This window comes from Pseudomonas lalkuanensis (assembly GCF_008807375.1).
Taxonomy (GTDB): Bacteria; Pseudomonadota; Gammaproteobacteria; order Pseudomonadales; family Pseudomonadaceae; genus Metapseudomonas; species Metapseudomonas lalkuanensis.
Window position 1 is genome coordinate 4,562,780 of record NZ_CP043311.1, and the last position, 22,122, is coordinate 4,584,901.

The following is a 22,122-nucleotide window of genomic DNA, read 5'->3' on the forward strand; positions in this document are numbered from 1 at the left end:
ACAACCGGCCAGCCCTGCCGGAGCCCATCCCAGAGCCGTTCCCCAGTTCCTGCCCCGCCCGCAGCCGTGCCGCGCGTCTCCTGCCCCTTGCAGCGCTGGGCGCACCGATCCTAGTGTTTGCGCATCCTCGAACCGGCGGAGGGATACCTCTATGCCGGTGATTCGCTCAACGGATTGATCCACCGCAGAACCCGGCGCCGGCCGTATTCCCTGGAGAGTCAACCCGTTGCAGAAGCCTGTCTCCCGCCGCTTCGGCCTATCCCTGTCCTGGCATTTCCTCGCCCTCCTGCTTTTTGGTGGCAGCCTGCTGTTCGGTGCCGGCAGCGCCAAGGCCGCCTGGAGTGTCGATCCGGTGCTGCGCAAGGCGGAAAAGCGCTACGGCCGCAGCGGGCCCGCCAAGGAGCGCCTGCACGCCTGGCATGAATTGCTGGAGAGCGGCCGCCAACTGGGCGAGCGGCAGCAGCTGCAGGCGGTCAACCAGTTGATCAATCGCCAGGTGCGCTTCAGCGACGACAGCGAGCTCTGGCAGCGCCGCGACTACTGGGCCACGCCCGTGGAAACCCTGGCCAAGGGTGCCGGGGACTGTGAGGACTTCGCCCTGGCCAAGTACTTCACCCTGCTGCAACTGGGCGTTGCCCCGGACAAGCTGCGCATCACCTATGCCCGCGCCCTGGAGCTGAACCAGGCGCACATGGTGGTGACCTATCACGAAACCCCGGATGCCGAGCCCCTGGTCCTCGACAACCTGGTGGACGACATCCTCCCCACCTACCGCCGCCAGGACCTCGCCCTGCGCTACGCCTTCGACGCCCAGGGGCTCTATGCGATGAAAGGCAGCGCGTTCAAACGCGTCGGCAGCACAGCCGAACTGCCGTTCTGGCAGGGCCTGCTGGCACGCATGGCGCGGGAAGGCTTCGTGTTGTAACTACGGAGCCTCCTCTCAGGGTGCGCCTTGCGCACCGGTGCTTGAACATCGCGCCAGGCCGAAACCCACGATTGGTGCGCGCAACGCACCCTACCTACTGGTAGCTGCCCAGAAACGTATCGGCGAATTCCTGCAACGCCCCGGCCGGCAAGTGGTTGATGCCAGCCGCGCGCTTGCGCCCACCCCCGGTCGCGAAGCCCCGGCAGAAGGCGTCCGCTTCCAGGCTGGCGTCCGCCGCTACCCGCAGGCTGAAGGTCCAATCCCCATCGGCCCGCGCGCTCAGCAGGCCCAGTGCCCGCCGCGGGTCCCGCGCTGCCAGCTGGTTGGCCAGCACCCCGCTGACCCGCCGCGCCCAGGGCTCCGCCGGCAAGCGATAGAGCGTGGCGCCCTCCCCCACCAGCCAGGGCTCGAGTCGGGCCGCAGCCGCCATGTCGGCGCCGTATCCCTCACGCAAGCGGGCGAAGCTGGGGCTCTGCCCGATGAAGTCCAGCGGATCGTCGTAGGGCGCCAGCTCCGCCGCCAGCGCCAGCGGATCGAAATGCAGGTCGTCCAGGCTGTCGCCATAGGCGTTGTAGTTCAGCAGCTCGCCCAGCTCTGCCAGCGCGTCGATATCCGCCGCGTCCAGGCCATGACGCTCGGCCAACGCCCGGGCCGGCCCGGCCATGCCATCCCCGAAGGCCGCCACCACCGCCCATCGATGGAATCGTCCCGTGAGGTAGCGATCCACCAGCAGGCTGGTGCAGACGTCCGCTGCCGGGTCGATGAAGGACTCGAACGCCGGATGCCCAGGCAATTCACCGGCGAAGTGGTGGTCGAAGTAGCGGACTCGGGCACCGGAATCGAGCAGGCGCGCGACGTCCGTCCGATTCTGTTCATGGGAAATATCCAGCACCGTGACCCGCTCGCCCGGGTCGGCCTGCACCCGGTCGAGCAGGCCGATGTCGCGCTTCACGCCGCTGACCAGGCGCACGCCTGCGGCGAGTTCACCAGCCAGGCGCAATTGCTGCAGGGCGCAGAGTCCGTCCGCGTCGCCGTTGAAGGCGCAATGATCGAGCATCTTCATCCTCCGCGCTCAGCGCATCAGCTCGCCGCCGTTGGCGTCCAGCTGCGCACCGTTGATGGCACTGGCGTAGTCGGAGACCAGGAACAACGCCGCGCGGGCGCATTCCTCGTCGCCCGGCATACGTCCGCCGGGAATTCCCTGGCTGAATTCGGCACGCACCTGTTCTTCGCTGACACCGCGCGCAGCGGCGGCCTCACGCACATGGGCCTGCACCGGTTCGCCCCACATCCAGCCACAGGCCAGGCCGTTCACCCGCAGGCCCTGTCCAGCCAGCTCAGCGGCCAGGTAGCGCACCGCCACCGCCAGGCTGCCCTTGGAGATCGCATAGGCGCCGCCCCCGGCGTAAGGCTTGAACACGCCCAGGGTGCTGACCATGGCGATGGCGCCGGAGCGCTGCGCCTTCATCTGCGGCAACACGGCGCGAGTCAGGTTCAGCGAGCCGAACAGGTTCACCTCCAGGGCTTCCTGCATCAGTTGGTCGCTACAGCTTTCCAGGGACTCGAAACCACCGTGGGCGAAGGCGCTGTTGACCAGGGCATCGATGCGCCCGAAGCGCTCCACCGTTGCCTCGGCGAATCGGCGACAGGCGTCGGCGTCGCTCACGTCGGTGGGCATCCACAGCACCTGGCAATCGGTGCCCAGGGCCTGGATGCGCTGTTCCGCCTCGCGCAGGCGCTCTTCATTGCGAGCACAGATCGCCACGGCACGTGCGCCTTCGCGCGCAGCCTCCAGGGCGAGCTTGATACCCATGCCCGGACCGATGCCGGAGATCATCAAAACCTTGTTGCTCAGCAGCATGTTCAGTTCCTCTTGTTCTTGTTGTTCTGCTATTCGCAGGAGCCAGCGGCTGGCGAAGAGGGAGTCCCCATTCGCGAGCAAGAACTAGGCGTCCCCCTCGCTCCTACACGGTCAGGTAACGAGCGCGGTAGTCGCCGTAGTCGCGCTGCAGGCGCGCGTCATCGAGGCCGAAGGTGGCCGGGTCGTACTGGTGCGCCGCACGCTTCTCGCGACCATTGCGCGACAGCCAGCCGGCCATCGCCGCACGGACCTCAGGCGTCAGTTCCAGGCCGGCGAAGCGATAGATGCGCTCGGCCACGCCCAGCGGGTCTGTCACCGTGTCCTCGAAGTGCAGGTCGAAGAACGCGCCGTCCGGCAGGCCTTCGCGCACCGCCATGCTGTGGCGCAGGGCGCGGGCCATACGGCTGTTCCACTGCTCGCCGACCTGGGCCGGGTCGGCCTGGTCGCTGTAGATCTGCCAGAGGGTGTGGATGAAGCTCGCCAGCGACGGGATGGTCTTGCCCGGGTCGCGATGGGTGAGGATCACCTGCGCCTTCGGGAAGACCTTCAGCAGGATCTCCAGGGTGTGCAGGTGCTGCGGGCTCTTGAGCAGCCAGCGGCTCCCCGGCGCGATGCCGCGACGCGCCTGCTGCCATTGCAGGAACTGCAGCATCTTCTTCAGGTACGCGTAGACCTGGGTCTGGTCCTGGCGATCGAGCCAGGCGGTGTAGGCCGGCACGTTGACGTAGGAATCCATGGCGCAGAGGAAGGAGTGCTCCATGAGCATGAACTCCTCATCCGGCTGCTCGGCGTCCAGAGGATGGATCGCCAGGATCTGCGGCACGCATTCGATCATCGCGGCGACCTCGGCGCGCGCCCGCTCGATCCGCACCTGCGGACGTTCCAGGGTTTCGCCCTCCAGCGGCGCCGGGTAGCGGGTTTCCCACCACTGCGCCTTGCTGAACTGCGGGTCCACCGACAGCAGCCGTTGCAGCAGCGTGGTTCCGGTGCGCGGCAGGCCGACGATCACCAGCGGGTCGTCGATGGGCTGCTGGAGAATCTCCGGGTGACGCTTGCAGTGCGCCTCGATCACCAGGCGGTTGACCAGCTGCGCCACCAGCTTTTCCCGGAGCAGCACCCGGCCCTGGGCGGACAGCCTGGCCTCTGTGTGCAAGGCATCGGCCAGCACCGCGAGGGCCTGGCGGTAGTCACCGGGGCCGAAGTCGTCGAGCCCGCCGGCACAGCGGCTGGCGTCGGCCAGCAGACTGTCCGGGGAGAAATCGTCACCGGCGGAAATGGGACGGGTCATTGCAACTCCTTGAGGTGGTCGAGCTTGACCACGCGGGTAACGGGGTGGAAGGGACGCGCGGCGCCGACCCAGCGCAGGCAGAAGGTGCCGTCGGCGTGGCCGGCGGTTTCCAGCCAGTTGGGCAGGCCCGGGTCGCGGTGGCTCAGCACCATGCGCACGCCGCCGCGCGCGTCCGGCTGCGCCGAATGCTTGTTCAGGCAGATGCGGTGATGGCGGTAGTCGAGGGACTCCATCCAGTAGTTGTTGATCTGCAGGTTCCAGAAATCGCAGTCCGGCACCTGGTCGACGTCGATCAGCAGCGCCTCGTCCTCCGCCAGCGACCAGTAGCCGTGGTAGTAGAAGATGTTCGGGTCGCCGCCCACCGACTGGCACAGGGCCTGGTCCGCCGGCGGCAACTGGTTGGTATGGGCCTGGTAGCCCTGGGCCCAGTTGGCGAACAGCCGCGCGGTGTTCTCGACGAAGCTGGCGACCCGCCCCAGGCTCTGCTGCAGGCGTTCCGCGCTCAGCGGTTCGGGCTTCTGCTGGCTGTCCAGGCGTTCGATGCGCAGCTGCGCGGGCTGCTCGCTGGCGCGGTCGAGAAAGGTCTGACGGACGATCAGCGCATTGCTCTCGGGCTCCAGGCGCAGCCAGTTGCCGGCTTTCACGGGTTCCCGGCTGAGGGTGATTTCGAAACTGCCGTCAGCGGCGAGCTGCAGTTGGCTGGCGTCGATGAAGCCGGTCTGGATCATCTTGCCGTCGCTTTCGTAGCCGCCCTTCTGGGTACCGAAACTGAGGTAGGACACACTCCCCCGGCGGCCACTGACGCGGTACTGGTTCGCGCCGTTGAGGCGGGCGTACTGGTAGAGGTTGTCCGGGTTGTCGGCGCCGATCTTCGCGGTCTCGTGGGACGGTGAGAAAAAGCCGGGGAAGTCCGGATCGGCGAACTCCAGGTGCATTTCCAGGGCGATGCGCAGCAGGCGAGTGAGGTAGCGGAAACCCTCGGCGCGGGTCTGCGCATCGCCGGGTGCCTCGCTTCGCAGGATCTGCTCGCCACTGCGTTTGAGCTGGTCGCAGAAATCGCTCCAGACCTGCCCGGTCAGCACCTGCTGTTCGACTCCATCTGTGGCCATTTCGGTCTCCTCTGGTCCGGCGGATAGCCCGCCACTGCGGAAACCTTAGGGAGATGGACAGGACGGATTCTTCGTCCGGGCGGACTAAATCACCGGCTGGCTCGCTTCTGGATGTAGAAGCGCGCTCGCTCGCGAAAGCGGAGCGCAACATTCGCCAGCAAGCTGGCTCCTACAGCTCCGTAGCCCCAGCCCTAGTCCACCCGGACGAGGAACTGGCGGCAGCGGGCGCGGAGCATCGGCCGGATCGGCGCCGCACGGTGCGGTGCCTGACTCCCGAGGAATCCCCGATGGCTGATGAGAAGAACCTGGTGCGGTCGCTGACCGTGGATATCGCCGCCCCCGCCGAGCTGGTCTGGTCGGTGCTGGTGGACCTTGCGCGCTACCCCGAATGGAACCCCTTCACCGTGAGGGTGGAGTCGAGCCTGCGCCTCGGCGAGCCGGTGAACCTGTACCTGCCCAACCCCGCCAGTCCCGGCGAGCTGCTCCATGTGGTCGAGCAACTGGCCAGCTTCGAACCGCCGCGCCTGCTGGCCTGGGAAATGCACGCCAGCGCGAACAATCCCGACGCCGCGCGCCGTGAACAGCTGATCGAAGCCACCGGGGCCCAGAGTTGCCGCTACCACACCACCGACCTGTTCCTCGGCGCCACTGCCGACCAGGTGATGGAACTGCACGGCCCTTGGGTCAAGCAGGGCTTCGACGCGGTGGCCCTGGCGGTCAAGGCACGCGCCGAAGCGCTGTTCGCCGAGAGCCGCTGAAACTTCGTCTGCTCGGACGAAGAACCCCCGGCAGCGCATTCCCTACCGTGGAAAAAAGCCGGCTCGCCCCGCGTGGAGCCGGCCCCACCCAAGGAGGCAAGCGATGCTGACTCACCTGCAACGCCTGGAAGCCGAAAGCGTCCAGATCATCCGCGAAGTGGTCGCCGAGTGTGAAAACCCGGTGATGCTCTACTCCATCGGCAAGGACAGTGCGGTGATGCTGCACCTGGCGCTGAAGGCCTTCGCGCCGGGCAAACCGCCCTTCCCCCTGCTGCACGTGGACACCACCTGGAAGTTCCGCGAAATGATCGCCTTCCGCGACCAGACCGCCGAACGCCTGGGCCTCGAACTGCTGGTGCACATCAACCCGGAAGGCCAGGAACGCGGGATCAACCCCTTCACCCACGGTTCTGCACTGCACACCGATATCTGGAAGACCCAGGGGCTGAAGCAGGCCCTGGACCTGTACGGCTTCGACGCGGCCTTCGGCGGTGCCCGGCGCGATGAAGAGAAGTCCCGGGCCAAGGAGCGCGTGTTCTCGATCCGCTCCGAACAGCACCGCTGGGACCCCAAGCAGCAGCGCCCCGAACTCTGGCGCCTGTACAACACCCGCAAGCGCAAGGGCGAAAGCCTGCGGGTGTTCCCGCTCTCCAACTGGACCGAGCTGGATATCTGGCAATACATCTACCTCGAAGGCATTCCCATCGTGCCGCTCTATTTCGCCCGGGAGCGCCCGGTGGTGAGCCGCGACGGCACCCTGATCATGGTCGATGACGAGCGCCTGCCGCTGCTCCCCGGCGAAAGCCCCGAACTGCGCAAGGTGCGCTTCCGCACCCTTGGCTGCTACCCCCTGACCGGTGCCATCGACAGCGACGCCGACAACCTCCCGGCAATCATCCAGGAAATGCTGGTGAGCCGTACCTCCGAGCGCCAGGGTCGGCTGATCGACAGCGATTCGGCCGGTTCCATGGAGAAGAAGAAACAAGAGGGCTACTTCTGATGAACGCCAGGATCGAACTTGACCAGTACCTCGAACAGCAACAACACAAGGACCTGCTGCGCTTCATCACCTGCGGCAGCGTCGACGACGGCAAGAGCACCCTGATCGGTCGCCTGCTGTACGAAACCAAGGTGCTCTTCGAAGACCAGCTCGGCCAGTTGGAGGCGGACTCGAAAAAGCTCGGCACCCAGGGCGGCGAACTGGATTTCGCCCTGCTGGTGGACGGCCTGGCGGCCGAGCGCGAGCAAGGCATCACCATCGACGTCGCCTACCGCTTCTTCGCCACCGACAAGCGCAAGTTCATCGTTGCCGACACGCCCGGCCACGAGCAGTACACCCGCAATATGGTCACCGGCGCCTCCACTGCAGACCTCGCGGTGATCCTCATCGACGCCCGCCAGGGCCTGCTGCCACAGACGCGCCGGCACAGCTACCTGGTGTCTCTGCTGGGCATCCGCCAGGTGCTGGTGGCGGTGAACAAGATGGACCTGATGGATTACTCGGAAGAGGTCTTCAACCGCATCGAAGCCGACTATCGCGCCTTCGCCGCGCAAGTGGGCCTTACCGATATCCAGTGCATACCGATGTCGGCGCTCAAGGGCGACAACCTCCTGGAAGGCAGCGCCAACATGCCCTGGTACCAGGGCCCGAGCCTGCTCCGGCACCTGGAGAACGCCCCCCTGGAAGCGGTCCGTTCCGGCGCCGCCTTCCGTCTGCCGGTGCAATGGGTGAACCGGCCGAACCTGGACTTCCGTGGCTTCGCCGGCAACGTCGCGGCGGGGACCATCCGTGTCGGCGAACGCATCCGCGTCCTGCCGTCCGGCCAGCAGAGCCGCGTCGCCGGCATTCTCGGCATGGCCGGCGCACAGGAAGAAGCCATCTGCGGCCAGGCCGTGACCCTGACCCTGGAAGACGAAATCGACATCAGCCGTGGCGACCTGATCGTCCGGGCCGACGCGCCTCCCGCCGTGGCCGACCAGTTCGAAGCCACCCTGGTGTGGATGGGCGAGGAGCCCCTGCTGCCCGGCCGTCCCTATCTGATGAAGATCGGCTGCCGCACCCTCGGCATGAGCTGCGCGACCCTGAAGCACAAGGTCAACGTCAACAACCTGGAACAGCTCGCGGCAAGAACCCTGGAGCTCAACGAGATCGGCGTGTGCAACCTGAGCCTGGACCAGGCGATCGCCTTCGATCCCTATGGGGAAAACCGCGACACCGGCGGCTTCATCATCATCGACCGGCTGAGCAACCAGACCATTGGCGCGGGCATGCTGCACTTCGCCCTGCGCCGCGCGCAGAACGTGCACTGGCAGGCTATCGACGTGAACGGCGCGTCCCGCGCCACGCTGAAGGGCCAGACAGCGCGCATCCTCTGGTTCACCGGGCTCTCCGGAGCCGGCAAGTCCACCATCGCCAATCTGGTGGAGCGCAAGCTCCATGCCCTGGGCCGGCACACTTACCTGCTCGACGGCGACAACGTGCGCCACGGCCTCAACCGCGACCTGGGTTTCAGCGAAGCCGACCGGGTGGAGAACATCCGCCGGGTGGCCGAAGTGGCGCGGCTGATGCTGGATGCGGGGCTGATCACGTTGGTGTCGTTCATCTCCCCCTTCCGCGCTGAACGCGAACTGGCACGCAGCCTCGCGGGCGACGGTGCCTTCCTGGAGATCTTCATCGACGCATCCCTGGAGCTGGCCGAGAGCCGCGATCCCAAGGGCCTCTACCAGAAGGCCCGGCGCGGCGAGCTGAAGCACTTCACGGGCATCGATTCGCCCTACGAGCCGCCAGTGGCGCCGGACCTGCACATCGATACGGCACGGGAATCGGCGGAGGCCGCCGCCGAGCGCATCGTCGAACACCTGTTGGCGCTCTGACCCCGCGTCCTCGGCGGGCCTGACCCGTAGGAGCGAACCTGCTCGCGAATGTCCCGTACTCGGAAGTTCGCGAGCAGAGCTCGCTCCTGGATTTGCCGGCCAGACGAATCGATCCCTGCCGCCACTAGGCCGAACGGACGATTTATCCCCAGCGGGCGCCACCAATACTCAGCCGATCCAGCCCGACAACCACAACAAGCGAGGCGAGGATGGACGACCTTCGACATGCCCATGAACTGGCGGGGATCAGTGCCGCCGAACTCAGCGAACTGCTGGCACTGAACTACCGCGGACCGCAGGAACCCACGCCCTGGGCCAGCCTGCTGGAAGCGCTGCGCCAGCGCTTCGACGCGAGCTACCTGACCCTGGTGCTGCGCAATCCCGCCCATGAGCGGCCGGGGCTGATCGTCAATGCCTCGGTCCATGGCCCATACCTGCCCGGCGAGCCCTCCTACAGCGAGCATTACTACGCCATCTGCCCCTTCCTCGACTGGCCCGCCGACCAGGTCGCCAGCGCCGACCAGGTGCTAGGGACCGAACACTGGCTGGCCCACGATTTCTACCAGAGCTACCTGCGCCCGCTGGACCTGCGCTACGTGCTGGTGGCCAACATGCAGACGGCCGCCGGCATGCACTGCGCCCTGTTCGCGTGCCGAGGGCATGCCGGACAGGATTTCGACGCCGCGGAAACGGCCCTGGTGCGCCTGCTGCTGCCGCACCTGCAACAGGCCGTGGACCTGCACTCGACGGTGGACCAGTTGGACTCCGAGCGCCGCCTCTATGCCGTGACCATCGACCGACTTTTGGTGGGCGCCGCCATCCTCGACCAGACCGGCAAGGTGATCAGCAGCAACCAGGCCGCCCAGCGCCTGTTCGCCGCGCGGGATGGCCTCGAATGCCACCAGGACAAGCTGCGGGCCTTCGCCGGCCAGGACAACCGCAACCTGCAGCGCAACATCCAGACCATGCTGCAGCACCACCAGCACGGCCGGGACGACTGCATCGAGGTATTGACCCTGGCGCGGCCCACCGGAGAGGTGCCGCTCAACCTGCTGCTGCGTCCCATCGCCCTGAACTACGAGAGCCAGGGCAATGCCAGGCGGCCAGCGGTGGCGGTGTTCATCCGCGACCCGGGCGACTCGCCGCAAGCCTCGCGATGCCTGCTGCGCAGCCTGTTCCAGCTGACCCGCACGGAAACCGAAGTGGCGATGCTGATGATGGATGGCCTGACCCTGGACGAAAGCGCCGAGCGCCTCGGCGTATCACGCAACACCGTACGCGCTCACCTGCGCGGCGTGTTCGCCAAGACCGGCGCCACGCGCCAGGCGCAACTGGTGAAGACCCTGCTCAATAGCGTGGCTTCGTTGGCGTGAGGCGCATTCCGTGGCAATCGCGGCACGGCCGCGCGCGGTGCTCAACCACTGCACGAATTGCTCCCTCTCCCTCTGGGAGAGGGCTGGGGTAAGTTTTTTTCGCGAATGAACTCGCTCCCACACCCATCCTGAGGCACCGCACGTTAGGGTGGGCTTCAGCCCCCCTACACCGCCAATCGCCGCAACGTGTCCTTGGTCACCTTGCCCGCGGCGTTCAACGGCATCGCATCCACCACCTGGACGCGGCGCGGGACCTTGTAGTTGGCCATCTGCTCGCGACACCAGGCGAGGAAGTCGCCGGTATCCAGTTGCTGGCCGGACGCGGGCAGGAGGAAGGCCATGGCCACTTCGCCCAGGCGCTCGTCGGGAATGCCGATCACCGCCGCCTGGGCCACGCCCGGATAGCGCAGGATCACTTGCTCGATCTCCGCCGGATACACGTTGAAGCCGCCGGTGATGAACATGTCCTTGATGCGGTCGGTGATGCGCAGGTAACCGTCCTCATCCAGCACGCCGATGTCGCCGGTGTGCAGCCAGCCCTCGGCATCGATGGCTTCAGCGGTGGCTTCAGGGTTGTTGAAGTAGCCCTGCATCAGGTTGTAGCCGCGCACCAGCAGCTCGCCCGGTTCCCCCGGCGGTAGCGGATTGCCGCTGGCATCGACGCAGCGCACTTCCACATCGGGGAAGGCGCGGCCCGAGGTGGTCGCCACCCGCTCGGCCGAATCCCCCGGCCGGCAGATGGTGACGAAGCCGCAGGCCTCGGTGAGGCCGTAGGCGGTGACTATGGTTTCGAAGCCGAGCTCGCTGCGCATGCGCCGCACCATTTCCACCGGTACCGAGGCCGCACCGGTGACCGCGACCCGCAGGCTGGACAGGTCGAAACGCCCGCGCTCGGGGAAGGCCAGGATCGATTGGTACAGGGTCGGCGGCCCCGGCAGCACGTTCACGCGCTCGCGAGCGACGCGTTCGAGCATCACCGGCACATCGAACACCTGCTGCGGCAGGATGCAGCAACCGCGCATCAGCGCCGCCAGCCAGCCGGCCTTGTAGCCGAAGCTGTGGAAGAACGGATTGACGATCAGGTAGCGATCACCCGGGCGCAGGCCGACCATGGCACTCCAGTCGCGGACGATGCGCAGGTTCTGGCCGTGGGCGGTCATCACGCCCTTGGGCTTGCCGGTGGTGCCGGAGGTGAACAGCAGGTCCGACAGGCTGTGCTGGTCCACCTGGCTTTCGCGCACCACCAGCTCCGCCGGGGACACCTCATCCGCCAGCGCCATGAAATCGTCCCAGCCGAGGCAATCCGGTGCCGCGCCGCGCAGGCAGATGCGCATGCGCAGCGCTGGCAGCGCCTCACCGGACAGCAGGGACGGGTAGTCGGTGCCAAGGAACTCGCCGATCACGAACAGCAGGCTGGCGCCGCTCTCACGCAGGATGAAGGCCGCTTCACTGCCTTTCATCCGCGTATTCAACGGCACCAGCACCGCGCCGACGCTTTGCAGGGCGATGGCCGCGACTATCCACTCGTGGACGTTGGGCGCCCAGATCGCCACCCGCTCGCCGGCCTGAATGTCCAGCGCCAGCAGGGCCCGTGCGGCCTGGCGGCGCAACTGGTCGAGCCGGTGGTAGCTGATGTGGACGCTGTCGTCCTCGATGGCCATGGATTCGCCGTAGCGGGTCGCAGTGGCGGCCAGCAGCTGAGGAATGGTCAGGATGCTTTCCAGGTCGGTCATGGGCTTTTCTCGGGGCGCGACGGGGCAGCGGCCGGATGAACCCGGCCGTGGCATGGATGGGAAATCAGGCTTGCGGCGGTGCGAAACGGCGGCCGGCGGAGAAACCGCCATCCACCGCGATCATCTGCCCGCTGACGAAGGAGGCGTCGTCGGAAGCGAGGAACAGCGCCACGCTGGCCACCTCTTCCGGCTGCCCGGCACGGCAGAGCATGTGCTGGGACGCGAAGTAGGCGTGGAATTCCTTCTGCTCCTTGACCATCTGGGTCATGGGCGTGTCGATCAGCCCCGGGCAGAGGCCGTTGACGCGGATATTGGCGTGGCCGTAGTCGATGGCCATGGAGCGGGTCAGCTGGGTGATGCCGCCCTTGGCGGTGTTGTACGCGGCGTTGCCGTCGCAACCCTGCAGGCCGAAGATCGAACCGAAGTTGATGATCGAGCCGCTGCGCTGGGCGAGCATCTGCTGCAGTGCGTAGCGGCTGGTGAGCATGGAACCGGTCAGGTGGATATCCAGGACCCTGCGCCACTCCTCGGTGCTGGTCTCGGTGATGCTGCCACGGCTGGCGATGCCGGCGGCGTTGACCAGGGCATCGATGCGTCCGAAGCGCTTCGCCACTTCTTCCATGACCGCCTGCACCCGCGCCTCGTCGCGCACGTCCAGGGTCATGAACAGCGGCGCCGGCTGCAGCCCCTCCAGGCTGGCGATGACATCCGCGCGGGGTTCACCCACATCCAGCCCGACCACCTGCGCGCCTTCGGCGGCGAAACGACGAACACAGGCCAGACCGATACCCGAAGCGGCACCCGTGATGACCGCAACCTTGTTGGACAGACGCGCCATGGCAAACCTCGATGTCTTGTTGTTGGAATGGGTTTTTCGGCGGAGTCTACCGCCGGAATGAACGGGAGTGATCGTCCGTTGAGACTACGCTTCCCGCCAGCTCTGGAGGTGGAAGACCTCATGATGTGGGAGCGAATTCATTCGCGATTGAAATCGCTCCCACAGAATCGTATGTACCCCGCACCCATAAAAAACCCGGCCGAAGCCGGGTGTAAAGGCACAGACATACACGCTCAATACCACCCGCAAGGGCGGTAGCTCCCGGCTGTCACCCCGGAAACTTCAGTTTCAGCCGCGCGCTGCCGGGACGACCCTGGCATGCCAGGGTCCAGCCTTCGGCGAGTTCGGCGGGGCTGAGAATATCGTTGCGCGAGAGCACCACTTCGCCCTCCTCCACCTTGCACATGCAGGCGCCACAGAAACCCTCTTCACAAGAGTAAGGCGCGTCGAGGCCGGCTTTGCGCATGCTCTGCAGCAGGGTCTCGCCCGACTGCACCGGCACCTCGCTGAGCTGGCCGTCGAGTTCAACCAGCAACTGCTCCGCCTCAACGCCTGCGGCAGCCTGAACGGTCTCCTGGGCATCCGGATCGGGCGGCGAGACGAAACGCTCCACATGAATGCGCTCGCGCGCCTCCCCCAGTCCCAGCAACGCACCTTCGACGGTGTCCATGAAGGGCCCCGGCCCGCAGATGTAGAACTCCGCACCGGCGTGGCCGCGCACCAACTGGCGCACCTCGCCCTGGCTGAGGAAGCCCTGCACCGAATCCAGCACATGCACCACTTCCAGCTGCTCCACATGGGCCTTGGCCAGTGCCTTCAGCTCGTCGCGGAAAATCACCGAAGCCTCGTCACGATTGGCGTACACCAGCTTGATCCGGCGGCCGGTGGTCTTCAGCGCCGATTTGAGGATGGAAAACACCGGGGTGATCCCCGATCCACCACCGAACAGCACCAGGTCATGCTCGCCGGGGCGCAGATGGAAGTGCCCGGCAGGCGGGAGCACCTCCAGCAGGTCGCCGGGGCGTACCTGGTCGTTGAACCAGTTGGACACCCGGCCGCCGTCCACCCGTTTGACGGTGACCTTGGGCAGGGTGTCGCAATCCGGCGAACTGGACATGGAATAGCAGCGCGTCAGCCGCTTGCCGCCGAGCACCACGCGAAACCCGAGGTACTGCCCCGCCTTGTAGCGGAAGCGCTCTTCCAGTCCTGCGGGTATCCGCAGCACCAGCGAGCGACTGTCGTGGGTCTCGGCTATCACCTCGGCCACTTCCAGCTGGAAGGCGCCGGATTGCTGGGGCTCGATCATGAGTGACTGTGCGCTGCCCATGGCCTTCTCCGGGTCAAAGCAGGCCGCTGACGGTCTGCGCGTTGTCGATGCGCAGCTCGCTGCCATTGATGAAGCGCGACTCGTCGGAGGCGAGGAAGAGCACCAGGTTGGCGATGTCGCGCGGCGCGCACATGCGGTTCTTCGGGTTCTGGTCGAGCACGTCCTGGGGAATCGCCTGGCCACCGGTCAGGGCCTGGGTCATGGGGGTGTTGATGCCGTCCGGATGCACGCTGTTGCAGCGGATGCGGTAGCCCTGCTCCTTGCAGTGCAGCGCCACCGTACGGGTCAGCGCAGCCACCGCACCCTTGGAAGCGGAGTAGGCGCAGAAGGCCGGCATGCCGCCCAGGGCCGCCACCGAGGACATGTTGACGATGGAGCCACCGCCGCTGTCCTTCATCGCCGAAATGGCGTACTTGCAGCCGAGGAAGTAGCCGTCGCTGTTGATACGCTGGACCTTCTGCCACAGCTCCAGGCTGGTGTCCTCGACACTGGCCATGGCCAGGATGGCGGCGTTGTTCACCAGCACGTCGAGACGGCCGAATTTCTCCAGGGTGAGCTTGATGACGTTCTGCCAATCGGCCTCGCTGGCGATGTCCTGGCGAACGAAGATCGCATTGGCGCCGATCTCGGCGGCCACCTGACGGCCGGCCTCTTCATTGAGGTCGGTGAGTACCACCTTCGCCCCTTCGCTGGCCAGCAGCAGCGCATCTTCGCGCCCAACGCCGCTGGCGGCGCCAGTGACGATACAAACCTTGCCTTCGACTCGTTTCATTGTTGTTCTCCTTGGGAAGCCAGAGCGGCACGAACCAGTTCCGCCACATGCGCGCCGACCCGTCGTCCGGAATGGACGCAGTCGGCCAGGGACAGGCCGGACACATAGAAATTGGAGGCCACGCCCACCGCATTGCGGCCGGCGCTGAACAGGCCGGGAACGGGTTGGCCGTCTTCCCCCAGCACCTGGCCGCTGCGTTCGCACACGGTCAGGCCGCCGAGAGTGATCACCGGGCAGGGGAAGAGCTTGCTGTCGAACGAGAGGTCCAGGGCATACCAGGGGCCTTCATCCAGAGGCGCGAGGAACGCCTTCGATTTGCCCAGTTCATCGTCGCGGTCACCCCGCGCCGCAGCGTTGTAGGCGGCGACCGTGCGTTCGAGGTTCGCCTGCGGCAAGCCGCTGCGCTCCGCCAGTTCGGCGAGGCTGCGGCCACGGCGGGCGTTGAACAGCATGTTGAGCACGGCCGGCAGGCGCTGGAAGGACCAGACCTTGCCCGGCCCCACCTGGGCGAAGGCTTCCTTCATCAGCGCGCGATTGAGGATGAGGATGGCGCGACCGCCCTGCTCTTCCACCATGGCGTGGCCGAGCCTGGCGCCGTAGACCTCTTCGTTGCAGTAGCGCTGGCCTTGCGCGTTGACGATCAGCCCGCGAGCCCAGGCCAGCGGCGGATTGATGAAGCGCCAGGCACTGGCCCGCTCCATGCGTGCGGTGCGGCCCCCGGCACTCTGGCCAAGGCGGATGCCGCTGCCGTCGCAGCCACTGGTGCCCAGCGGCAAGCCGTCGAGATAGCGCGGCGCATGATTGGCGAGCATGGCCCGGTTGAAGACGAATCCACCCGAGCTGAGCAGCACCCCGTGCAGCGCGCGGATCAGTCGGCGTTGCCCGTGAGCAAGCTCCACCTCACGCAGCTTGCGGCGCCAGCCTTCGGCAATGGCCGGTGCATAGGGGTGAATGGCATCGGTCCAGCGGCTCAGCCGTGCGTGACGCTTGGCGGCACGGCTGCCGGCAGGCAGCTCCCAGGCTTCGACGCCGAGTACGGTGCCGGCATCGTCCAGCACCAGGCGCCGGACCTCGCACTGGCGACGCAGGCGCACGCCCTTGCGCAGGGCCGTGGCGGCCAAAGGACGGAACAGGGCGATCCCGGACATGCCGGAACCCAGCGCACGGTGGCCACGGGGGGCCGGTCGCGCCTGGGCGGCGTAGCTCGGCACCGCTTCGTTGCCCGAGTAGTAGAGGTAGTACTGGTCGCTGGGGTAGGAGGTTTTCAGCGGCGGTACGCTGCCCTGGAAGGCCGCGCCCTGCTGCTCCAGCCAGGCCAGGTTGGCGCGGCTGTCCTGGCAGAAGCCACGCAGCGTCTCGGCGGAAACCGCCTCGCCCACTTCCTGGCGCAGGTAGTCGTACATGGCCGCGACTGTGTCTTCCACGCCCGCTTCGGCCTGCTGCGATGTGCCGCCGCCGGCGTAGACCACACCGCCGCTGCGCGCCGTGGCACCGCCGCCCTGGAAACGATCCAGGGCCAGTACCGACACACCCTGGCTTGCGGCCTCGATGGCAGCACACACGCCGGCGCCACCGAAGCCGACCACCAGCAGGTCGGCGCTGTCGTCCCAGGCCAGCTGCGCGGCATCACGCACACGCAGCGGCGCTTCCGGGGTCTGCTCCATGGCCGTCATGGCAGGCCCTCAGCTGGCCGCGGCCAGCGACGGCGCGGTAGTGGTGTAGGCGCCGTTCAGGTAGACCAGCGGACTGATCTCGGCGCTGTTGTGGATCTCCACGATGCGGCCGATGAAGATGGTGTGGGTGCCGTAGCTGAACTTGCCGTCCTGCTGGCAGAGGATGGCGGACTGGGCATCGCCCAGGTATGGAATCCCACCCTCGCTGTTGCGCCAGTCACCACGCTGGAAGCGCGCCTCGCCCTTCACCGGGCCGCTGCACAGGTGGGACAGTTCCTCCTGTTCCAGGCCGAGGATGTTCACGCAGAAATCCGCCCCCGCATCCAGCACGGCGTGCAGCGACGCGGTCTTGTTCACGCAGATGAGCAGCGACGGCGGCTCGGTGGAAAGCGAATCCACCGCCGTGGCGGACATGGCGAACCGCTCCTGGCCGTTGCTGGTGGTGATGATGGTCACGGACTTCGCCAGACGACGCATCGCCTGGAGCATCTCGCCTTTCAGATCGGCCTGGCTCATCGCACTGCCCTCTTGTTGTTCTCAAGTGGAGCCGATTCTTCGCCAGGGCCCGGCGGGCAACATCGTCCGAGGGGACTAGTCAGAACGCCGGTACATGGGGCTCTTCACCTGTGGGGGCGAATTCATTCGCTATGCAGGCCGAAGGGCTGCCCTGCGGCCCTGCAGGTGGCAGCTGCGCTGCCATTCGCGAATGAATTCGCCCCCACAAAGAGCAGGCCCCCTGCACAGATGGGGCATATGGTCCGTTTGAAGGATGCCGCCCCGCTTGCCCGTTGTTTGAATGCCCGGCGATAGGTGGAAAAGCCTTCAACAGGAGAACAACAACATGCTCGACCAAGACCTGATCCGCCAACGCCTGAAACAACGTGCCAAAGAGCTGGTGCCCGTGCTGCGCGAACGCGCGCCACTGGCCGCGAAGAACGGCCAGCTGCCGGAAGAGACCATCCGCGATTTCCAGGAAGCGGGCTTCTTCCGCATCCTCCAGCCCGCGCGCTGGGAGGGCTACGAGCTGGAGCCGCGTGATTTCTTCGAAGTGCAGATGACCCTCGCCGAGGGCTGCATGTCCTCGGCCTGGGTGCTGGGCGTGGTGGCCATCCACAACTGGCAGCTGGCACTGTTCGACGACCGTGCGGCGCAGGATGTCTGGGGCCAGGATTCGAGCGTGCTGATCTCCTCCTCCTACATGCCGGTGGGCAAGGTCTCCCGCGTCGAAGGCGGTTTCCGCCTGAGCGGCCGCTGGGGTTTCTCATCGGGCAGCAAGCACTGCCAGTGGGCCTTCCTCGGCGCCATGGTGCCGCCGGAGAAGGAGGGCGACGGGCCGGACTACCGCACCTTCCTGGTGCCGCGCAGCGACTACAGCATCGTCGACAACTGGGACGTGATGGGCCTGGAGGCCACCGGCTCTCACGACGTGCTGGTGCAGGACGTATTCGTGCCCGAACACCGCACCCACCGCTCCATCGACGGCTTCCTGCAGAACAGCCCGGGCAACGCAGTGAATACAGCCCCGCTGTTCCGCCTGCCCTTCGGGCAGATCTTCGTGCGGGCGGTGTCGTCGTCCACCATCGGTGCATTGCAGGGCGCCATCGACCTGTTCGTCGAGGCCAACAAGGGCCGCGTCGGGGTCAACGATGGCCGCAGGATCATCCAGGACCCCGGCGCCCAGACCGCCCTGGCCAACGCCATGGTCACGGTGGACGAATGCCGCACGGTGCTCCTGCGCAACTTCGACCTGATGATGCAGCGAGCCAGGGCGGGCGAAGCGTTGACCATCCCTGAGCGGGTGAAGATGCGCTACGACTCCGCCATCGTCCCGGACAAGTGCGCCCAGGCGGTGGAAGCGCTGATGTACAACAGCGGCGCCTCCACCATCTTCCGCCAGCACGGCATCAACCGCGCCTTCCGCGATATCCACACCGGCCGAGCCCACGTGGCCAACTGCCCGGGCAAGTACGCCCTCAACCTGGGCGGCGTGGGGATGGGCCTGGACAGCACCGACTTCTTCCTCTGACAAGCACGCTCCTGCGTAGGAGCCAGCTTGCTGGCGAACCCGCCTCGCCACGACGCCCGCCCCGCGCGGGCGTCATGCTGTGCGGGGCTTCAAGATGACTAGTCCCTTTGGGGGATTCAGTGCAGTTTTCGATCCCACACCATGCGCTCAAGACCCGACATCTACGGGTTGACCGAACGAAGAACAAGAAGGGCCAAGCGCATGAAATTCTCCCTGATATACGAGGCACAGACGATCGATTCCAGCCGCGAAGGCGACCGTCGCATCTTCGACGAAACCGTCGAGCAGGCCGTACTCGCCGACAAGCTCGGTTTCGACAACTTCTGGTGCGTGGAACACACCGCGCTGACCAACTACTCCCACATGTCGGCACCGGAAACCATGCTCGCCTTCGTCGCCGGCAAGACCGAGCGCATCGGCATCGGCCATGGCGTGGTCTGCCTGCCGCCGGCCATGAACCACCCGGTGAAGGTGGCCGAGCGCATCGCCACCCTCGACCTGCTGTCCAAGGGCCGCGTGCACTTCGGCGTGGGCAAGGGCGGCACCCAGCAGGAGGCCGGCACCTTCGGCTATGACCTGGCCACCCTGCAGCCGCAGATCGACGAAGCCATGTACCTGATCCCGAAGATGTTCGTGCAGGACGAGATCGAGCATAACGGCGACTTCGTGAAGATCCCCAAACGTCCGATCCATCCCAAGCCCTACCAGGACCCGCACCCGCCGATGTACCTGGCCTGCACCAACACCGAGTCGCTGAAGAACGCCGGCGGCCGTGGCATGGGCGCCCTGGTGCTGGGCTTCGGCGGCCCCGAGGAAATCGCCAAGAAGGTCGCCGTGTACCACGAGGCCTGGGACAACCGTGACGAGAAGAACCAGGTGGGCTTCCGCCCCAATCGCCACATCGCCGCACTGTGCCCGGCCATTGTCCTGGACGATAACGAGAAGGCCCGCCACATCGGCATCCGTGGCCAGCGCTACTTCATGGAATCCCTGGCGTACTGGTACGCCGGCGGCGAACGCCCGGACCCGGAAAAGTGGAAGGACGACACCTTCGTCGACGGCAACGGCCAGGCGGTGATCAGGTCGCGCTTCGCTTCCGAGGAGGTCAAGGTCGACTTCTCCGACCCGACCATGGCGATGATGAACCCCAACCATGCCTACGGCACCGTGAAGGATTGCATCGGCTACGTGCAGCGCCTGATCGACGCCGGCGCCGACGAAATCCTCTTCATCTGCCAGATGGGCACCGTGCCCCAGTGGGCGCAGCTCGAGACGCTGAAGAACATCGGCGAGCACGTGATTCCCTACTTCCGCAAACAGAAGGACTGACCTGAGCAGCGGAGTGAGGAATGAAAAACGGGCCTTCGGGCCCGTTTTTCTTTTGCGCTGGTCAACGGTGGGGGCTCTTCCTGTGGACCTCAGCCCGATTTCTTCACAATCGCCTCGGCAATGCTCGCCGGTGCTTCGGCGTAGCGGGCGAACTCCATGGAGAAGCTGGCGCGGCCCTGGGACATGGAGCGCACGTCGGTGGCGTAGCCGAACATCTCGCCCAGGGGCACCTCGGCGCGGATGATCTTGCCGGACACGCCGTCGTCCATGCCGTGGATCAGGCCCCGGCGGCGGTTGAGGTCGCCCATGATGTCGCCCATGTAGTCCTCGGGGGTCACCACTTCCAGCTTCATCACCGGCTCCAGCAGCACCGCGCCGCCCTTCTGCGAGAGCTGCTTGGTGGCCATGGAGGCGGCGATCTTGAAGGCCATCTCGCTGGAGTCCACATCGTGGTAGGAGCCGTCGAACACGGCGGCCTTGAGGCCGATCAGGGGATAACCGGCGAGCACGCCGTTCTTCATCTGCTCCTCGATGCCTTTCTGGATCGCCGGGATGAATTCGCGGGGCACGACGCCGCCAACCACTTCGTTGACGAACTCCAGCCCCTCCTTGCCTTCGTCCGCCGGCGCGAAGCGAATCCAGCAATGGCCGTACTGGCCACGGCCGCCGGACTGGCGAACGAACTTGCCTTCGATCTCGCAGGTCTTGCGGATGGTCTCGCGGTAGGCCACCTGGGGTTTGCCGGTGTTGGCCTCGACGCCGAATTCACGCTTCATGCGGTCGACGATGATGTCCAGGTGCAGTTCGCCCATGCCGGAGATGATGGTTTGCCCGGTCTCCTCGTCCGTCTTCACCCGGAACGACGGGTCTTCCTGCGCCAGCCGGCCAAGGGCGATGCCCATCTTTTCCTGGTCGGCCTTGGTCTTGGGTTCGACGGCGATGGAGATCACCGGCTCGGGGAAATCCATGCGTTCGAGGACGATGGGTTTGTTCAGGTCGCACAGGGTGTCGCCGGTGGTGACGTCCTTCATGCCGATCAGCGCGGCGATATCTCCGGCGCGCACTTCCTTGATCTCGGCGCGATGGTTCGCGTGCATCTGCACCATGCGGCCGACGCGTTCCTTCTTGCCCTTCACCGAATTGAGCACGGCATCGCCCGAGTTCAATACGCCGGAGTAGACGCGGACGAAGGTCAGGGTGCCGACGAAGGGGTCGGTGGCGATCTTGAACGCCAGTGACGAGAAGGGTTCGCTATCGTCGGCGTGGCGTTCGTCCTCCTTCTCCGGGTGGTCCGGATGGGTGCCGCGAATGGACGGAATCTCGGTAGGCGCCGGCAGCAGCTCGACCACGGCATCCAGCACCAGCGGCACGCCCTTGTTCTTGAAGGAGGAGCCGCACACCGCCGGCACCACTTCGCAGGACAGGGTGCGGATGCGCAGGCCGGTCTTGATCTCCTCTTCGCTCAGGTCGCCCTCGTCGAGGTACTTGGTCATCAGCTCCTCGTTGGCCTCGGCGGCGACCTCCACCATCACATTGCGCCAGCGGCGGGCGTCATCCTGCAAGGCGGCGGGAATCTCCTCCTCGCGGAAACTGGCGCCCTGGTCGGCGTCGTTCCAGTAGATGGCCTTCATGCGGATGAGGTCGATCTGGCCGTTGAAGTTCTCTTCCTGGCCTATCGGCAACTGGATCGGCACCGGGGTGTGGCCGAGGCGTTTCCTGATCTGCTCCACCACCCGCAGGAAGTCGGCGCCGGCACGGTCCATCTTGTTCACGTAGGCGATGCGCGGCACGTGGTACTTGTCGGCCTGGCGCCAGACCGTCTCGGATTGCGGTTCCACCCCGTCGGCACCGCTGAACACCACCACCGCACCGTCCAGCACCCGCAGCGAGCGCTCCACCTCGATGGTGAAGTCGACGTGGCCGGGGGTGTCGATGATGTTGATGCGGAACTTGTCGAGCTGCTTGCGCGAGCCGCTCCAGAAGGCCGTGGTGGCCGCCGAGGTGATGGTGATACCGCGTTCCTGCTCCTGGACCATCCAGTCCATGGTCGCGGCGCCGTCGTGCACCTCGCCCATCTTGTGGTTGACCCCGGTGTAGTAGAGGACCCGTTCGGTGGTGGTGGTCTTGCCGGCGTCCACATGGGCCACTATGCCGATGTTGCGGTAATGGCTGATGGGAGTTGTACGGGACATGGCGATCACCTCCGTGCGGGTTATGGGTTATGGCAGGGCCGCAC

The 22,122-nt window shown here is 66.2% G+C and carries 18 protein-coding genes; 7 read left to right on the forward strand and 11 right to left on the reverse strand.

Annotation, left to right across the window (positions count from 1 at the left end; all coding sequences use genetic code 11):
- The first annotated feature begins 226 nt into the window (after positions 1 to 226).
- A complete protein-coding gene (locus FXN65_RS21070; protein WP_151136054.1) occupies positions 227 to 925 on the forward strand; it encodes a transglutaminase-like cysteine peptidase in 699 nt (232 codons plus the stop codon).
- Positions 926 to 1,019: 94 nt separating this feature from the next.
- Here FXN65_RS21070 and FXN65_RS21075 read toward each other — a convergent pair whose 3' ends face one another.
- The 4 genes from FXN65_RS21075 to FXN65_RS21090 form a co-directional block, all read right to left on the reverse strand.
- A complete protein-coding gene (locus FXN65_RS21075) occupies positions 1,020 to 1,982 on the reverse strand; it encodes an acetyltransferase (RefSeq protein ID WP_244620691.1) in 963 nt (320 codons plus the stop codon).
- Between the two features lie 15 nt (positions 1,983 to 1,997).
- Positions 1,998 to 2,786, reverse strand: a complete 789-nt coding sequence (locus FXN65_RS21080) for an SDR family oxidoreductase (RefSeq protein WP_151136058.1) — start codon at positions 2,784 to 2,786, stop codon at positions 1,998 to 2,000.
- A 103-nt stretch (positions 2,787 to 2,889) separates the two neighbouring features.
- Positions 2,890 to 4,074, reverse strand: a complete 1,185-nt coding sequence (locus FXN65_RS21085) for a sulfotransferase family protein (RefSeq protein WP_151136060.1) — start codon at positions 4,072 to 4,074, stop codon at positions 2,890 to 2,892.
- Positions 4,071 to 5,183: a DUF1214 domain-containing protein gene (locus FXN65_RS21090; RefSeq protein WP_151136062.1), complete on the reverse strand. Its 1,113-nt coding sequence runs from the start codon at positions 5,181 to 5,183 to the stop codon at positions 4,071 to 4,073. The genes FXN65_RS21085 and FXN65_RS21090 overlap by 4 nt, the downstream gene beginning before the upstream one ends.
- 287 nt (positions 5,184 to 5,470) lie before the next feature.
- On the opposite strand from FXN65_RS21090, the gene FXN65_RS21095 reads away from it, so the two are divergent.
- The 4 genes from FXN65_RS21095 to FXN65_RS21110 all read left to right on the forward strand — a co-directional run bounded on the left by FXN65_RS21095 (position 5,471) and on the right by FXN65_RS21110 (position 10,188).
- The gene (locus tag FXN65_RS21095) at positions 5,471 to 5,941 is read left to right on the forward strand and encodes an SRPBCC domain-containing protein (protein ID WP_151136064.1); all 471 of its coding nucleotides are present in this window, start codon (positions 5,471 to 5,473) and stop codon (positions 5,939 to 5,941) included.
- 103 nt (positions 5,942 to 6,044) lie between these two features.
- Complete coding sequence (gene cysD, locus FXN65_RS21100; RefSeq protein WP_151136066.1) at positions 6,045 to 6,941, forward strand: sulfate adenylyltransferase subunit CysD; 897 nt, start codon at positions 6,045 to 6,047, stop codon at positions 6,939 to 6,941.
- A complete protein-coding gene (gene cysN, locus FXN65_RS21105) occupies positions 6,941 to 8,815 on the forward strand; it encodes a sulfate adenylyltransferase subunit CysN (RefSeq protein ID WP_151136068.1) in 1,875 nt (624 codons plus the stop codon). The genes cysD and cysN overlap by 1 nt, the downstream gene beginning before the upstream one ends.
- 209 nt (positions 8,816 to 9,024) lie before the next feature.
- A complete protein-coding gene (locus tag FXN65_RS21110) occupies positions 9,025 to 10,188 on the forward strand; it encodes a helix-turn-helix transcriptional regulator (RefSeq protein WP_151136070.1) in 1,164 nt (387 codons plus the stop codon).
- 164 nt (positions 10,189 to 10,352) lie between these two features.
- Here FXN65_RS21110 and FXN65_RS21115 read toward each other — a convergent pair whose 3' ends face one another.
- The 6 genes from FXN65_RS21115 to FXN65_RS21140 all read right to left on the reverse strand — a co-directional run bounded on the left by FXN65_RS21115 (position 10,353) and on the right by FXN65_RS21140 (position 17,047).
- Entirely contained in the window at positions 10,353 to 11,921 is a 1,569-nt protein-coding gene (locus FXN65_RS21115; RefSeq protein ID WP_151136072.1) for a FadD3 family acyl-CoA ligase, read from the reverse strand.
- Between the two features lie 64 nt (positions 11,922 to 11,985).
- The gene (locus tag FXN65_RS21120; protein ID WP_151136074.1) at positions 11,986 to 12,759 is read right to left on the reverse strand and encodes an SDR family NAD(P)-dependent oxidoreductase; all 774 of its coding nucleotides are present in this window, start codon (positions 12,757 to 12,759) and stop codon (positions 11,986 to 11,988) included.
- A gap of 268 nt (positions 12,760 to 13,027) precedes the next feature.
- Complete coding sequence (locus FXN65_RS21125; protein WP_151136076.1) at positions 13,028 to 14,086, reverse strand: ferredoxin--NADP reductase; 1,059 nt, start codon at positions 14,084 to 14,086, stop codon at positions 13,028 to 13,030.
- 13 nt (positions 14,087 to 14,099) lie between these two features.
- Positions 14,100 to 14,858 carry a glucose 1-dehydrogenase gene (locus tag FXN65_RS21130; RefSeq protein WP_151136078.1) on the reverse strand — a complete coding sequence of 253 codons (759 nt, stop codon included), beginning with the start codon at positions 14,856 to 14,858 and terminating at the stop codon, positions 14,100 to 14,102.
- On the reverse strand, positions 14,855 to 16,531 hold the full coding sequence (locus FXN65_RS21135) for an FAD-binding protein (protein WP_151136080.1): 1,677 nt from the start codon (positions 16,529 to 16,531) through the stop codon (positions 14,855 to 14,857). Before FXN65_RS21135 ends, FXN65_RS21130 begins: the two co-directional genes overlap by 4 nt.
- Before the next feature lie 9 nt (positions 16,532 to 16,540).
- On the reverse strand, positions 16,541 to 17,047 hold the full coding sequence (locus tag FXN65_RS21140) for a flavin reductase family protein (RefSeq protein WP_151136082.1): 507 nt from the start codon (positions 17,045 to 17,047) through the stop codon (positions 16,541 to 16,543).
- Positions 17,048 to 17,372: 325 nt separating this feature from the next.
- Here FXN65_RS21140 and FXN65_RS21145 point away from each other — a divergent pair, with 325 nt between their 5' ends.
- Both FXN65_RS21145 and FXN65_RS21150 read left to right on the forward strand, forming a co-directional pair.
- Positions 17,373 to 18,557 (forward strand): flavin-dependent monooxygenase, encoded by a 1,185-nt coding sequence (locus FXN65_RS21145; protein ID WP_151136084.1) that lies wholly within the window; start codon positions 17,373 to 17,375, stop codon positions 18,555 to 18,557.
- A 201-nt stretch (positions 18,558 to 18,758) separates the two neighbouring features.
- Positions 18,759 to 19,886 carry an LLM class flavin-dependent oxidoreductase gene (locus FXN65_RS21150; protein ID WP_151136086.1) on the forward strand — a complete coding sequence of 376 codons (1,128 nt, stop codon included), beginning with the start codon at positions 18,759 to 18,761 and terminating at the stop codon, positions 19,884 to 19,886.
- An 89-nt stretch (positions 19,887 to 19,975) separates the two neighbouring features.
- Here FXN65_RS21150 and fusA read toward each other — a convergent pair whose 3' ends face one another.
- A complete protein-coding gene (fusA, locus tag FXN65_RS21155) occupies positions 19,976 to 22,078 on the reverse strand; it encodes an elongation factor G (protein ID WP_151136088.1) in 2,103 nt (700 codons plus the stop codon).
- Positions 22,079 to 22,122: the final 44 nt, after the last annotated feature.

Coding starts and splice junctions, on each gene's coding strand:
- FXN65_RS21080 (WP_151136058.1), bottom strand. CDS start 2,786: ATGCTGCTGAGCAACAAGGTTTTGATGATCTCCGGCATCGGTCCGGGC.
- FXN65_RS21110 (WP_151136070.1), top strand. CDS start 9,025: ATGGACGACCTTCGACATGCCCATGAACTGGCGGGGATCAGTGCCGCC.
- FXN65_RS21120 (WP_151136074.1), bottom strand. CDS start 12,759: ATGGCGCGTCTGTCCAACAAGGTTGCGGTCATCACGGGTGCCGCTTCG.
- FXN65_RS21090 (WP_151136062.1), bottom strand. CDS start 5,183: ATGGCCACAGATGGAGTCGAACAGCAGGTGCTGACCGGGCAGGTCTGG.
- fusA (WP_151136088.1), bottom strand. CDS start 22,078: ATGTCCCGTACAACTCCCATCAGCCATTACCGCAACATCGGCATAGTG.
- cysN (WP_151136068.1), top strand. CDS start 6,941: ATGAACGCCAGGATCGAACTTGACCAGTACCTCGAACAGCAACAACAC.
- FXN65_RS21135 (WP_151136080.1), bottom strand. CDS start 16,531: ATGACGGCCATGGAGCAGACCCCGGAAGCGCCGCTGCGTGTGCGTGAT.
- cysD (WP_151136066.1), top strand. CDS start 6,045: ATGCTGACTCACCTGCAACGCCTGGAAGCCGAAAGCGTCCAGATCATC.
- FXN65_RS21075 (WP_244620691.1), bottom strand. CDS start 1,982: ATGCTCGATCATTGCGCCTTCAACGGCGACGCGGACGGACTCTGCGCC.
- FXN65_RS21130 (WP_151136078.1), bottom strand. CDS start 14,858: ATGAAACGAGTCGAAGGCAAGGTTTGTATCGTCACTGGCGCCGCCAGC.
- FXN65_RS21150 (WP_151136086.1), top strand. CDS start 18,759: ATGAAATTCTCCCTGATATACGAGGCACAGACGATCGATTCCAGCCGC.
- FXN65_RS21140 (WP_151136082.1), bottom strand. CDS start 17,047: ATGAGCCAGGCCGATCTGAAAGGCGAGATGCTCCAGGCGATGCGTCGT.
- FXN65_RS21145 (WP_151136084.1), top strand. CDS start 17,373: ATGCTCGACCAAGACCTGATCCGCCAACGCCTGAAACAACGTGCCAAA.
- FXN65_RS21125 (WP_151136076.1), bottom strand. CDS start 14,086: ATGGGCAGCGCACAGTCACTCATGATCGAGCCCCAGCAATCCGGCGCC.
- FXN65_RS21115 (WP_151136072.1), bottom strand. CDS start 11,921: ATGACCGACCTGGAAAGCATCCTGACCATTCCTCAGCTGCTGGCCGCC.
- FXN65_RS21085 (WP_151136060.1), bottom strand. CDS start 4,074: ATGACCCGTCCCATTTCCGCCGGTGACGATTTCTCCCCGGACAGTCTG.
- FXN65_RS21095 (WP_151136064.1), top strand. CDS start 5,471: ATGGCTGATGAGAAGAACCTGGTGCGGTCGCTGACCGTGGATATCGCC.